Source organism: Nostoc cycadae WK-1, from assembly GCF_002897135.1.
Classification (GTDB): Bacteria; Cyanobacteriota; Cyanobacteriia; order Cyanobacteriales; family Nostocaceae; genus Nostoc_B.
Map to the genome: position 1 here is coordinate 133517 of NZ_DF978429.1, position 13220 is coordinate 146736.

The window sequence follows — 13220 nt, forward strand, 5'->3', positions numbered from 1 at the left end:
GAGGAGAGCGCCTTTTTAGTTTGGGTTTGTGAGCATTTTAAAATGCAGAGTTTTTTATCAGTCACTGAGAGCAGGAACTTTAGGGAATTTGATACACTAGCTAAAATTTGAAATTATTCCAGCTGGTAGCTCTAGGCTGATAAATAAATATGAGTGACGCTTTATTTTGTATAGAAAATTTACGAGTTGCTTATCCTCAGCGCTGTGGGGAAGAACTTAGTTGGGCGGTGGATGATGTATCTTTGACACTACAACCTGGGGAAAGAATGGGTTTGGTGGGGGAGTCTGGGTGTGGTAAATCTACTTTGGGAAGGGCAGTAATGCGGTTGTTACCGTCATCCAGCCGGATTGAGGGACGAGTAACTTTTCAAGGAGAGCCAGTATTTGATTTAACACCAACTCAGTTGCGGAAATTTCGGGGAGAAGTAGTAGCATTAATTTTCCAAGATCCGATGACGCGCCTTGACCCGTTAATGACGATTGGTAAACATTGTCTGGAAACTTTGCAAGCACATTCACCAGAATTATCAGCCAAGGAAGCAAAGGAAAAAGCGCTGGCGACTTTAGAAAAGGTAAAAATTCCGGCTAGTAGGTGGAATCAGTACCCTCATGAGTTTAGCGGTGGGATGCGACAACGGGTAGCGATCGCCTTGGCACTGCTTCTTAATCCTAAGTTAATTGTGGCTGATGAACCTACCACTAGTTTGGATGTGACTGTCTCAGCGCAGATTTTACAAGAATTAACCCGTTTGTGTGCTGAAGAAAATATGGCGCTGCTGCTGATTTCTCACGATTTGGCAATGGTAGCAGAATATTGCGATCGCATCGGTGTAATGTACCGCGGCAAAATGGTAGAAATGGGGGCAACTACATCGGTATTTGGCAATCCTCAGCATGAATATACGCGATCGCTTCTACAAGCCGCTTTGCATATTCAAACAGTAGATGAGGTAACTGAGGACTGGGGATTAGGTAATGATGAAAGTATTTCCGAATCGCCTATCTTGAGGATTACAGAACTAAAGCAACACTACACAATCGAGCCTAATTTGATTGAACGGCTGTTTAAAGCGGAGAATCAAACAATCAAAGCAGTAGATGGTATTAACCTTGATTTATTTCCCGGAGAAATTTTAGGCTTAGTTGGTGAGTCGGGCTGTGGTAAAAGCACACTGTCGCGGACTATCTTACAGCTAATTCGTCCGACATCTGGCAAGGTGGAATTTTTGGGTAAGGATTTAACCAAGCTATCACGGCAAGAAATTCGCTCTTCCCGCCGACAGATGCAAATGGTGTTTCAAGACCCCCATGCTTGTTTAAATCCAGCGATGACTGTAGGGCAGAGTATAGGAGATCCTTTGTTAATTCACAATCTGGCTGATGCGGCTAAGGCCAAAGAAGAAGTATTGTGGATGTTGCAAAAAGTTGGGTTAACACCGCCAGAAGTTTATTATCAACGTTACCCATCAGATTTATCTGGCGGACAGCAGCAAAGAGTGGCGATCGCGCGGGCTTTAATTACTCGCCCTAAACTGTTGATTTGCGATGAACCTGTGAGTATGTTAGATGCAAGCGTGCAGTCGCAAGTGTTGGATTTGATGTTGCAGTTAAAAGAAGAATTTGAGTTAACTTATCTATTTATTACTCATGACTTGTGGTTAGCACGATTTTTATGCGATCGCATTGCGGTGATGAATGGCGGCAAAATCGTTGAACTCGGCCCAACAAAACAAATTTTTGCCAATCCGCAACATCCTTATACTCAAACACTATTAGCTGCGGCTCCTCTTTTGGCTCGTACTTAATCCAAATGGTCTTGTCCAACAATCTCAGCCAAGCGCTTTAAGATTTGCAACACTCGCTCTAGGTCATGATCTTGTCCTAAGATAAACTGGCGTGATCGCCCATATCTTGGCACATCTTGACAAAGGAGTTTCAAAAATATGAAATCTGTGCAATTGGTAACAAGCCCATAACGGGAACGATTACCGTTGGGAGCCGCCAGCATATAGGGCAATACTTGCGGGATACCGACCTTGAGAGAAAATTCTTCTGCTCGCTTTGACTCAATCACTAACACCCAAAGTTGTTCTTTGAGAACTAGGACATCGATTCGCCCCCGGACTACGATATCCTCATCAGTGGTAGCAATTTCTACTGAGTCTTCTGTGCTAACGTAAAACGGAGGCAAAAACAGCCCTGATAAATCCAACAAGGGAGCAACTACAGCCAGCTTAACTGTATTTTCTAGCACTGAACGCCGTTCTAAATTAGCAACTATGGCCTCTACTCTTATAAGCCGCTGTTTTTCAGTATCAGTTAGCTCAGGTAAACTTTCTTGCCATTCAAAGAAAAATGACTCATCTTGCGTTTGTTGCAATTTGAAACGCTGCTTCAAATCATAGAGCGTTATCCTCTCCGCAGCGATTGTTTGTACCATTTGGATGTATCTATCTTTCCCGATATTCTAATTCTATTTAAGTCAAAACCAAGTTATCTCGATGCACTACGGTATCTGTGCCAACATACCCTAGAATTTCGGGAATTTCTCTGGAGTGACGGCCACAAATTTTTTGCAGTTCATCGTTGCTGTAGTTTACTAGCCCTCTAGCAATTTCGTTACCGTTGGTGTCGCACAATTGCACAGCTGCTTGGGTGTCAAATTCTCCTTCTACTGCTTTGATACCTGCTGCTAATAATGATTTTCCGGCTTGCGATATGGCTATAATCGCACCTTGATCTAAATACAATTTTCCCGCTGGCACAAGTCCGTAAGCTATCCAGCGTTTTCTGGCTGATGTGGGTTCTGGTTGCGGTTCAAAGTGCGTTCCTAAAGGTTCCCCTTGTAAAATTTTTTCGAGATTGCGGGGAAATCGCCCTTGCGTGATTACCGTTCGTACTCCCGCCGCGATCGCAATTCTGGCGGCAGAGATTTTTGTTACCATCCCACCAGTACCCCATTGTGAGCCTTGTCCGCCTGTTTGGATTTGCAGTTTTGCCAATTCTTTAATATTACTGACCAAGGAAATGGGTTTGGCATCGGGTACAGAACGGGGATCGGCTGAGTATAATCTGTCTACGTCGGTAAGTAAAAATAGCCAATCGGCTTCTACTAAACTCGCTACTAATGCTGATAGGGTATCGTTATCACCAAATTTCAGTTCCTCTACAGCTACGGTGTCATTTTCATTAACTACGGGAATTACACCCAGTCCCAGCAATTCTTTAAAGGTGTTGTAAACGTTAAGGTATCGGCTACGCTGTACTAAATCGCTGCGAGTTAGCAAAACTTGGGCAATCGGCTGTTGCAAGGTAGTAAACAAATCATCATATATCCGCATTAACCGCCCTTGACCAACTGCGGCTACTGCTTGTTTGAGGGCGATCGCTTTGGGGCGTTCTGTTAAACCCAATCTTGCACAACCAACACCCACTGCACCAGAGGACACCAAAATCACTCGATTGCCCTGCTGCCTTAAATTGCAAAGTGTTTCTGTTAAAGTTGCGATCGTAGAAAGTGCTAATTGCCCTGTTTCTGGTTGGGTCAGGCTAGAAGTGCCGATTTTAACGACAATCGTTTTGGTCATGGTCAATGGTCAATGGTCAATGGTGAGCCAGCGCGGTCTTCTCCCAAAGGGAGAGGCTAACGCCAAGGGGGTTTCCCCCATGAGCGACTGGTGTTAGCGCAGCGTTAGCGACGTTAGGAGCGTCACCCCGAAGGGGTCAATGGTCAATGGGTCAATGGTTACTTTTGACTTTAGACTCTTGACTCTGGACTAAAAAGTAAAGCGCCAATCCTTCTATAGTGAAGGTGACGCTTTACCAGTTTATAGTTATTTGCTATTTACTAGGGTCTTTTTTGGCTGACCCCATGTTATTAATACTTATAATCTCCCATTTTGTGTGTTTCTAAATCATCCTTAATTATTTCTTTAGCTTTCTTTTCCTGACGATTTGTTACTTTTTGTGAATTGTGTTTTGCTTGGGAGTGATAGAGGCTCCCAAAATTTCGGAAAACCAAACTTCAAAATTTCTCACAGGATGGGAACGCAGTGCAGCATCAGGGTGAATAATCGGTTCTACGAGAATTGTAAACATTCCCAGACGATTCCCGGCTAAAACATCAGTAAATAAGCGATCGCCCACCATACCCACTTGATGTGCAGGTAAATCCATTGATTGCAGAGCCGCTCTAATTTTCCGGCGAGAGGGCTTGGCTGCACCTAAGTAGTAAGGTAAGTTCAAAGAACGGGCAATGCTGCCAATGCGAGATTCACTTAAGTTATTGCTCACTAACCACAAATCAACGTTCATGCGGATTTCTTCTACCCATTGTCTCAATTCTGGTGAAGGAGTCCCGACTGTAAAGGGAACTAAAGTTTCATCTACATCTAAAACTAGTCCCTTCAGCCCATATTGTTGAATAATTTTTTTAGTCAATCGCAATACTGAACCGTGTAAAATCAAGTCAGGCTGTAAGAGATTGTTCCAAGTCATAGACAATATTTAAGGATCACAATGAGAAATGCTCTTGCTTTAGAGCATTTGTTTAATATTTCAGAAGTAATAGAGAAATACCCATAAATCTGGTAATAAGCGCTTATGGGTATTTTAGATAATTGGTATTATTCAATTTTAATCAGGGGAGCAGAGCTTTGCTCTCCTATTTAGCGCCCAGAGAAAAATTGTTTTACGCGTTTTTTATGGAAAGTGCTTAAACTCCTGCGGAATTATGCTGATAAAAATTCGCAATTAAAAATCTAAGAATGTGATGTTTTTAATTTTGAATTTTTACAGTTTTATTCCACTTCGTTAAAAAGTTGTTCTTCTAGTAGTGGTTGTACTTGGCGAAATTCTTCTGGAGAGAGTAATTCAGGATTACCTTCTTTGGTAATCCTGGCAAAAAAGAGCAAGGGGTCGAGGGGGGTATAAATAGCATACTCCTGTTCTTCGTGATAGAAGCTGGCGAGTAACTGTAATTGCTCTGGCTCTAAATCTGTTTCGTCGTCTTCTATTTCTAATGTAAAAAGTTCCGACTCATCTACAGCAGGTAATTCACCAGCAACGGTTAAAGCGTAAGCTGTATTTTTGAGAATCAAGTTTTGCTCAGATAAGACTGCTTGGGCGGTGCTAAAAATTTCGTCAAGGATGGCATCATCTTCTACTAAAACGGCTTCTTCTTCCTCGTCTTCACCTTCCCAAGCGAAAACTTCTATGGGTGAGTCCACAGGAAGAAGTAAGACGTATTCTTGCCCATCTACAGAGAGCGAATGTTCTATGTAACATTCGAGAGTTCGCCCTGTGTCATCAGTCAAGGTGATGGAAACTGTACGATCGCGATCGTTATCTTCAGAAAATGGAGAGGAAAACATAGCCGATTAGTTAAACTTTAATCTTTACCCGCAACTGTGAAAACTGCTTTCCTGTTGAATGACAAATAATGTCAAGCCAATAGTTTCACATTCAGACACAACTACTAGGTAATTGCTTTCAGAATATCATGTCAAAAGCTATCCATACTCGACAGCATCTTAACTGCGGTAGCTCGTCGAGTATCCAGCCATTGTTGTAAAATTAGTGCTGCTGCTTTGCGGTCAATTAAACCTTTATTCCGAGATGGTGAGACTTTTTCTGCAATCAGCATTTGCTCTGCTTGATAAGAAGTCAAGCGCTCATCAACATATTCAATGGGTAGTTTGAGAGCCTTACCCAGTCTATTGGCAAATTTCTGCACTTGACGCGCCTGAAATCCCAAAGAGCCATCCATTGAATAAGGTAAACCAACTACTAAGATTTCTACCTCACGTTCATTAACTATATTTTGGAATTGCTCAACATCGCGCTCAAAAGATGAGCGTTCAACTGTTGTAATTCCGGTCGCAATTAAACCAGTGCGATCGCATCCAGCTACGCCGATGCGCTTGAGTCCGACATCTAATCCTAGTGCTGAAATATACTGCTTTGTGGTCATTGTCATAAGTTTTGAGTGACTTCGGCGTGAGCGCTCAGTCGAACGCTAAGTAGTGAGTGCTGCGTCATATATTCTTTCTTTACTATCCTGTTGATTTCACTACTTTTCCTGCTGACCATCTACGGATTCATTTTGGCAAGAGGCTTCAATGTTACAGTTGTTGCACTTAAAGGTAATAGGCTCTGATTTATTTGGCACTGGTATATCTGAAGATTGTGGCTGTACTGTTTTTGCCCAAGACATACCACCTGGAATTGGCTTACGCGCTGGTTGCAAACCTTGCAGTACATCAGTCCATTGAATGCCTTCTAGGGAGACAAATTTTGATTCTCGGAGTTTGTGCCACACTGAGCGAGACATGATCAAAGTGTGTTCAGTGCGTTTCGCACCAATCCGTTCTAAATATTCTTCTCGTTCTGGCTGGTAGTCTAAAGAAGCCAGCCGCAAACCCTGTTGGGGAAAGTCTTGTGCTATCCGCGCCAATTGCGACAGCAATTCTGGATACAACCAAGTGTATGCAGGATGAACTGTCAGCGTAGCTACATGAGGAGTTTCGCCTTTGCGGTCAAGCTGCACTTGAAAATAGCCAATTGCGGCTTTGCGTTGAGGTTCAAACACATAACCACTGACAACTTCAGTTTTGGTTATCCACTGCTTGACTGCATCAGTTAAGGCTCCGAACAAGCTGGTTTTAAAATCGCGGGTGTTGCGGTCAAATACCTGACGCACTAAAGGCGGCATGGATGCTGTATCTAGTTGATAGAGCAACTGAGCATCTGCGTTACTGACTGGGAGCAAGTTAGGTAAATCTGGTTCTGCTTGTGCTAATTCCGCTAGTAAATCAGCTTCAATTTTCCAGTATGTAATTTCTGCTAGACGTTGAAATCCATTTTGCCGATACAGTGCAAGGGCATCGACATCATTAATATTTACTTCTAATAACCAAGTCCGAGCTTCTAAAATCGACTCAAAACAGTGACGCAACAATTGTGAGCCAATTCCTTGCTTATCCGCGGTGCGATCTAGCAGCACCCGATCAATGCGCCAAGTACTACGGGTGCGGTTAAATGGTGACACCTGAATCATGCCTAAAAGCATCCGTCCCTGTTCAGCTACGAATGCACAGAAACGATACTGTAGGGGATTAGGAAACCAACTCAAAAATTTGAGTAATCCATACCAGCGACGCAGCGATTGCATCTGATGGTTGGCACAACTAGACTCGTTAGGAGTCATTGCAGTGAATGACTCTTGAGTTAATCGCTCAATTCCATCCAGATCCCGAAAGTGGACTGGCCGGATGACAACGCTGAGATTTCGAGGAAGTAATGAAGTCATTTTGATTCAAGCGGCCATGTAGCCTTAACTAACTGCTCTTGGGTGGAACTGATGCAATAATAATTTTAACGGCTTTCCGTTGTGGGCTATTGCTTCAAAAGGTTGATTTTGGTGATTAAATATTTAAAAAAGCAAAAAAAGCAGATTTGATGAGTGCGCTATAGGCGTTAACCCAACAATACCTGCTTTTATTTTATTTGACTTTTAGTTAAATTTCCTATATTTACAAACCTTGCCGAGAAATTAACTTTTCAAAGTTGGCTTGGGTTTGATGGAGGAGTTGTTGTCTACTATCTTCTACGGTATGGTGGAGGGTTGGAACCAGATTGCGAGCTTGTAGAGTCATGTGCAGCTGTAAGTGGGCGACATATTCGCTAAAATCTTCGTTTTGTACAGCTTTGCCCGTGAGTAAGTTGGATTCCATTGCCACTGTGTTCTCCTTATAGCGCTGTTGCTTCACATCATCAAAACTTATCATGTTGCTCGGATTACCTTTTTATTTTGCAATGAAGTTTAACGGTTGTTTGCAATCTACTCTCGTAGGACGTAGCCAACACCGCGGACGGTTTGAATCAGGCGCTTTTCTTGATTGATTTCGAGTTTGAGGCGCAAGTAACGGACATAAACTTCGATAATGTTGGAATCGCCCATGAAGTCGTAACCCCAGACTTCTTCTAAAATGCGATCGCGGGTAATTACCTGTCGGGGATGGGAAAGTAAATAATCGAGCAAGTCAAATTCTTTGGCTGTTAATTCAATTAATCTGTCACCGCGATAAACTTCTCTAGTCCGGCGATTTAAGCTGAGATCTTCAAATTCTAAGATATCGGCTGCGTCTGCTTCTTGATTGCGACGCAGATGAGCGCGGACTCTGGCTAAGAGTTCTTCAACGCTAAACGGTTTTACTACATAATCATCAGCACCAGCATCTAAACCGGCAACGCGATCGCTGACTTCATCTTTAGCAGTTAATAATATTACTGGGACTTTATCACCAGTACTCCGTAGGCGACGACAAATTTCTAATCCTGATAACCCAGGTAACATCCAATCTAAAATAACTAAATCTGGATGTAACTCCCGCGCCGCAGTCAGCGCAGTTAATCCATCGTAGGCGACACTGACTTGATAACCTTCGTAATTCAGTTCCAATTCGATAAATCGCGCCAGTTTGACCTCATCTTCTACAAGTAAGATGTGTGTCATATTGATGATTTTAATGATTTCAGCAAGGTAAGGCAGTAATTGATACAGACTGAGAACCAGTTCGACACATATCTAATTAGTTCTAAAATAGCTTAGTATAGATTGAATCAGATAACAAGTGTGCGTCTGTAATTACCGATAGCTGCTGTTTGTGACTTTCAAAGTTTAACAATAAACAGTTACATCTTCACCACATTCATCAGTAAGATAACACAGCGCTCGAAAACGCAGACTTACTAGTGGCTGATACAACAACAAGGTTCAGATAAGAATATTTAACCGCCGATGTACTTTAATAGACATCTCTGGAAAAGATTGTAGAGACGTTTCATGAAACGTCTCTACAAGGTTTCTAAGAAACGCACATTTAACTTTCAAAGATGTCGAATAACAAATGACAACTCTAAATGTGAGTCCGCACAAATTTTTCTAACCTATCTAATCCCTTTTCGATTGTGGTTAAATCAGTGGCGTAGGAAAGACGAATGTTATTATCTGCACCAAAGGCAATTCCAGGAATGACTGCAACTTGATGTTCTTCAATCAAAGCGTTGCAAAAGTCTAAGGATTTCAGTCCGGTTTTGCTGATATCGGGAAACAGATAAAAAGCACCATCTGGTTTGGGACAATTCAGTCCAGGAATGGCGTTGATTCTCTCTAGCATAACTTGTCGCCGTTTGGTGAAAGCTGCCAGCATTTCGGCTACACAGTCTTGAGATTCTTGTAAGGCTGCGATCGCCCCATATTGAGCAAAGGTACAAACATTAGATGTACTATGCCCTTGTATGGAATTGGCGGCTTTAATAATTTCTATTGGCCCAGCTAAGTAACCCAAGCGCCAACCTGTCATAGAGTAAGCTTTAGCAAAGCCGTTACTAATAAAGGTGCGCTGAAAAATTTCTGGACTGAGAGAACCAATGCTAATGTGTTCTGCACCGTCGTAGAGAATTTTTTCGTAAATCTCATCGGAAACTACATAGATATCTGCATCAACTACTACTTGCGCCAAAGCTTTAATTTCCTCTGGCGTGTATACCATCCCTGTTGGGTTAGATGGAGAATTGAGGACAAATAACTTAGTTTTGGGGGTAATGGCTTGGCGCAGTTGTTCCGGTGTAATTTTATAGCCTGTGGAAGCATCAGTGTTGACAATTACTGATACACCACCTGCCAAAGTTACCATTTCGGGATAACTCAGCCAATAGGGAGCCGGAATAATTACCTCATCACCTGGATCGATGAGTGACAAGATCAAGTTGTACAAAGAATGTTTACCGCCATTGGTGACGATGACATTTTCTGCTTTGTAATCTAAACCGTTATCAGTTTTCAGCTTTTGGGCGATCGCTTCCCTTAACTTTGGTTCTCCAGCTGCGGGGCCATACTTGGTTTTGCCTTCTTCCAAAGCTTTTGCTGCTGCGGCTTTAATATGCGCTGGTGTGTCAAAATCCGGTTCGCCAGCGCTAAAACTACAAACATCTATACCTTCTGCCTTCATGGCCTTAGCTTTAGCTGCGATCGCTAAGGTTAAAGAAGGTTTTACCTGACTTACTCTTGCTGCCAGTTTCATTCTTACTTATTCTTTGGCAAATCTCTCACTTATTTAAGGATATCCCAGAAACTCTACCGAGTTTTGCCTTTGGGTGAATTCCTTTGCATCTGTGTGTGCATCACAGAAATCTCGCAAAATTCTGTGGCTAATCACACGCATTTAAATTTCTTTAATTGTCTGTACATTTTTACCTCCCTATGAAGCTAGATATTATGTTTTGAGTCTATCATCCAAAAATTAATCGCTAAACATTTGCACTGCATAAATTTGACCAGTTTTACCGACTGCTATACCATAGCCAAATTTTTTGTATTCACGGGTGAGGAGGTTGGTGCGGTGGTTGTTGCTGTACATCCAACTGCGTTGAAAATTTTCGACTGTGCCGTAAGTTAACCCTAAACCTTGCACACTATCTTTAATAATATTTTCGCCAACTCCGACACGCCGATTACCGCTAACGGCAATATAGCGATCGCGGGGATTTTTCCCATCGAGGGAAATATGATTAAAATATTGCTGCTCCAGCATATCTTGGGCGTGGAGTTTTGCGGCTAATGAAAGTAAAGAGTCGGCTTTTAGTGGTTTTAAATTATTGAGGGTGCGATCGCGATTTACCAATTCTAAGGCAAACTGTCTCAACTCTGGCTCATCACGCAACTGTTGGGCATTCCAAATGGTAACTTTTGGCTGGCCAATTTTCCAATCAGCGCCACCATTCCCGTTATAAAGACCTTGTTTTAGCAGTCCAAAGGGAGAAAGTTCTGTCCAAAAATAATTAATATCCACTGGGTGTCCCCGCAAAGCCTGGTGGATGAAATAGGTAGTTGGCCTAAATGCTAAAACTACCGTAAACAAAACAACGTATCTCCACCAAATGTTGACTTTGCTCTTTGTATCCATTGTCTTGATTCAAGGTTAGGGATGCACAAACCACTAAACTATTTTTACATCTGGGTACTAACTAATTACGTAAAAATTTAGCACTTGTTTAACCTTGATAGAGACGCTGCAAGGCAACGCCTCTATGATTTCTCAACCACCGACATGGATTCCTGGTCGCCTATGGGGATTTTTTTCGGCGCGACGCAGTACTTCACGGGTAACTACGGCAATATCACCTTCACCAAATAAAATAAACCGCAGTAAATATTGGATGGGATTTCCTTCTACCCAGCCGAAATAAGCGTGCGGAATTTTACCAGTTTGGTCACGAATATACAGTAATAAAGCGGCGATCGCATTGGGTACTGCGGCACTTTCAGCACGTAAAATTCGATAATCACCAACTTGTACACCTTTGACTCGAATCACATCAGTAAAATCTGACGCATCAGATATCAAAATTTCTAGAAAGATCACTGGATCTGTCGGCGGAATGTGGTTATCTTCCCGTACCTCTTTTTCCTTTAACAAATATTCTTGTTCATCACCCACATTTAATCGATTAGCAATGATGCGGATTGCACCTTGGCTTTCTTCAGCAATGAATTGGCGGGCATTTTCATCAACTTCTATTTGTTCTACTCGCAGTTCTGTGGAGCGCCAAACGCGGGAAACTAGGGAAGTACAAATAATTGCACCAATAAAGAACGCGGCGATTTTAATCCCTTCTGGTCTCTCAATAATATTTACAATTGTTGTATAGATAAAGACCAGTGTTATCAATGCAAAAATGAATCTTCCTTTTGGAGAATTTTGACGATGGGCTGATAAAGTAACAGCAAAGGCGGCGGAACTTATTAATACCAATACACCTGTTGCATAAGCACCACCCTGTGCTTCTACATTTGCCTGGAAAATCACTGTTACCACAAAGGCAATCGTGATATAAACCAATACTAAGGGTCTGGTTAGTAACGCCCAACTCGGTGCCATACCATAACGCGGTAAGTAACGAGGCACAATATTTAGTAGTCCTGCCATTGCGGATGCGCCAGCAAACCACAGAATAGAAATGGTGCTTAAATCATAAATGGTACCGAAGCCATTACCTAAATACAGATGTGCCAGATAAGCAAGGGCGCGGCCATTGGCTTTACCACCTGTGGCAAATTCTGTGGCGGGAATCAACAGAGTAGTGACAAAACTACTGGTTAGTAAAAAGAAGCTCATAATTACAGCCGCAGCAGTCAGTAGCTTGCGGGTATTCCGCACTCTTCCTCTGGGCATTTCTGGGGTATCGCTACTGCTACCTTGAACTAGGGGCATAACAGTTACACCAGTCTCAAATCCTGATAAGCCTAATGCCAGTTTGGGAAATAATAGGATAGCTAGGCCGATGAGAGCAAAGAAATTGGCATGACGGGCGAAAAGTGCTGTTTGCCAATTTGCGATCGCACCTGGGTTAATTGCAATATGATATAACCCAATGCTAATGACAACTAAATTTAACAGCAGATAAACTGCCACTAAAAATACCGCAATCCCAATTGCTTCTTTAAAGCCTCTCAAGAAAACTACACCGAGTAAAGCAATTAACATTAAGGTAATAGCAATGCTTTGACTGTGCAGCAGACTTGGTGTCAGCGGATTTTCAATGATATGGGCTGTGGCATCAGCGGCAGACAGAGTAATAGTAATAATAAAGTCAGTTGCCACAAAGCCAAGTAGACACAATACCAGTAATTTGCCTTGCCACCAAGACAGCAAATGCTCCAACATAGCAATAGAACCTTCACCATGTGGGCTTTTAGCAGCAATACGGCGATAGATTGGCAATGCACCAAAGAGCGTTAATAAAACCAAAATAAGCGTAGCAATAGGAGAAAGCGCACCTGCCGCCAATGCCGCAATTCCCGGTTGATAGCCGAGAGTAGAAAAATAATCTACACCGGTTAAGCACATAACTTGCCACCAAGGATGCTGGCGGTGTGCTTCTTCCTTCTGGTAAGGCCCTTCCTTTTCGCGGCGGTTTTCTGCCAGTAACCAGCGCATAAACCGTCTACTGAGCCGTTTTGTTGAGAACATTGATTTAGCCATCAAATCCGATTTTGTTATAAAAGTCGCTGCTGTGAGTGCTTTGAGTTTGGTAGTTTTATTCAAAATTTTGAACTACAAATCCACTTACAGAATAAAGAACAACAAGTTTTTACATTAGAAATTTTCCCCAAATAATTGATTTCCATAAACCAAGTCCTGACAAAAATCAGGAAA

The 13220-nt window shown here is 42.4% G+C and carries 12 protein-coding genes and 1 pseudogene; 1 reads left to right on the forward strand and 12 read right to left on the reverse strand.

Translation table 11 applies throughout. The features are described from left to right. The first annotated feature begins 149 nt into the window (after window positions 1–149). The gene (locus NCWK1_RS14655) at window positions 150–1805 is read left to right on the forward strand and encodes a dipeptide ABC transporter ATP-binding protein (protein WP_103125217.1); all 1656 of its coding nucleotides are present in this window, start codon (window positions 150–152) and stop codon (window positions 1803–1805) included. Here NCWK1_RS14655 and NCWK1_RS14660 read toward each other — a convergent pair. From NCWK1_RS14660 to NCWK1_RS14715, 12 genes and pseudogenes are all read right to left on the reverse strand, one after another. Beyond that, entirely contained in the window at window positions 1802–2440 is a 639-nt protein-coding gene (locus tag NCWK1_RS14660) for a restriction endonuclease subunit R (protein ID WP_103125218.1), read from the reverse strand. The genes NCWK1_RS14655 and NCWK1_RS14660 overlap by 4 nt on opposite strands. 37 nt (window positions 2441–2477) lie before the next feature. Further along, window positions 2478–3587 (reverse strand): glutamate 5-kinase, encoded by a 1110-nt coding sequence (gene proB / locus NCWK1_RS14665; protein WP_103125219.1) that lies wholly within the window; start codon window positions 3585–3587, stop codon window positions 2478–2480. 370 nt (window positions 3588–3957) lie between these two features. Continuing rightward, a complete protein-coding gene (locus NCWK1_RS14670) occupies window positions 3958–4497 on the reverse strand; it encodes a YqeG family HAD IIIA-type phosphatase (RefSeq protein WP_096581508.1) in 540 nt (179 codons plus the stop codon). Window positions 4498–4799: 302 nt separating this feature from the next. Continuing rightward, the gene (locus tag NCWK1_RS14675) at window positions 4800–5372 is read right to left on the reverse strand and encodes a DUF3727 domain-containing protein (protein ID WP_096581510.1); all 573 of its coding nucleotides are present in this window, start codon (window positions 5370–5372) and stop codon (window positions 4800–4802) included. A 131-nt stretch (window positions 5373–5503) separates the two neighbouring features. Beyond that, the gene (ruvX, locus tag NCWK1_RS14680; RefSeq protein WP_103125220.1) at window positions 5504–5977 is read right to left on the reverse strand and encodes a Holliday junction resolvase RuvX; all 474 of its coding nucleotides are present in this window, start codon (window positions 5975–5977) and stop codon (window positions 5504–5506) included. Between the two features lie 93 nt (window positions 5978–6070). Beyond that, window positions 6071–7309: a GNAT family N-acetyltransferase gene (locus NCWK1_RS14685; RefSeq protein WP_103125221.1), complete on the reverse strand. Its 1239-nt coding sequence runs from the start codon at window positions 7307–7309 to the stop codon at window positions 6071–6073. Between the two features lie 223 nt (window positions 7310–7532). Continuing rightward, window positions 7533–7733: a hypothetical protein gene (locus tag NCWK1_RS14690; protein ID WP_096585419.1), complete on the reverse strand. Its 201-nt coding sequence runs from the start codon at window positions 7731–7733 to the stop codon at window positions 7533–7535. A 107-nt stretch (window positions 7734–7840) separates the two neighbouring features. Next, on the reverse strand, window positions 7841–8515 hold the full coding sequence (locus NCWK1_RS14695) for a response regulator transcription factor (protein WP_096581516.1): 675 nt from the start codon (window positions 8513–8515) through the stop codon (window positions 7841–7843). 165 nt (window positions 8516–8680) lie between these two features. After that, window positions 8681–8767 (reverse strand): annotated as a pseudogene (locus NCWK1_RS14700) (Mo-dependent nitrogenase C-terminal domain-containing protein); the annotation flags it as partial. A gap of 151 nt (window positions 8768–8918) precedes the next feature. Beyond that, window positions 8919–10085 (reverse strand): pyridoxal phosphate-dependent aminotransferase, encoded by a 1167-nt coding sequence (locus NCWK1_RS14705; RefSeq protein ID WP_103125222.1) that lies wholly within the window; start codon window positions 10083–10085, stop codon window positions 8919–8921. 219 nt (window positions 10086–10304) lie between these two features. After that, window positions 10305–10967 (reverse strand): CAP domain-containing protein, encoded by a 663-nt coding sequence (locus tag NCWK1_RS14710; RefSeq protein WP_096581520.1) that lies wholly within the window; start codon window positions 10965–10967, stop codon window positions 10305–10307. 132 nt (window positions 10968–11099) lie between these two features. Further along, complete coding sequence (locus tag NCWK1_RS14715; protein ID WP_103125304.1) at window positions 11100–13046, reverse strand: APC family permease; 1947 nt, start codon at window positions 13044–13046, stop codon at window positions 11100–11102. Window positions 13047–13220: the final 174 nt, after the last annotated feature.

Coding starts and splice junctions, on each gene's coding strand:
- NCWK1_RS14670 (WP_096581508.1), bottom strand. CDS start 4,497: ATGACTTGGAACAATCTCTTACAGCCTGACTTGATTTTACACGGTTCA.
- NCWK1_RS14660 (WP_103125218.1), bottom strand. CDS start 2,440: ATGGTACAAACAATCGCTGCGGAGAGGATAACGCTCTATGATTTGAAG.
- NCWK1_RS14690 (WP_096585419.1), bottom strand. CDS start 7,733: ATGGAATCCAACTTACTCACGGGCAAAGCTGTACAAAACGAAGATTTT.
- NCWK1_RS14710 (WP_096581520.1), bottom strand. CDS start 10,967: ATGGATACAAAGAGCAAAGTCAACATTTGGTGGAGATACGTTGTTTTG.
- NCWK1_RS14655 (WP_103125217.1), top strand. CDS start 150: ATGAGTGACGCTTTATTTTGTATAGAAAATTTACGAGTTGCTTATCCT.
- ruvX (WP_103125220.1), bottom strand. CDS start 5,977: ATGACAATGACCACAAAGCAGTATATTTCAGCACTAGGATTAGATGTC.
- NCWK1_RS14705 (WP_103125222.1), bottom strand. CDS start 10,085: ATGAAACTGGCAGCAAGAGTAAGTCAGGTAAAACCTTCTTTAACCTTA.
- NCWK1_RS14695 (WP_096581516.1), bottom strand. CDS start 8,515: ATGACACACATCTTACTTGTAGAAGATGAGGTCAAACTGGCGCGATTT.
- NCWK1_RS14685 (WP_103125221.1), bottom strand. CDS start 7,309: ATGACTTCATTACTTCCTCGAAATCTCAGCGTTGTCATCCGGCCAGTC.
- NCWK1_RS14715 (WP_103125304.1), bottom strand. CDS start 13,046: ATGGCTAAATCAATGTTCTCAACAAAACGGCTCAGTAGACGGTTTATG.
- proB (WP_103125219.1), bottom strand. CDS start 3,587: ATGACCAAAACGATTGTCGTTAAAATCGGCACTTCTAGCCTGACCCAA.
- NCWK1_RS14675 (WP_096581510.1), bottom strand. CDS start 5,372: ATGTTTTCCTCTCCATTTTCTGAAGATAACGATCGCGATCGTACAGTT.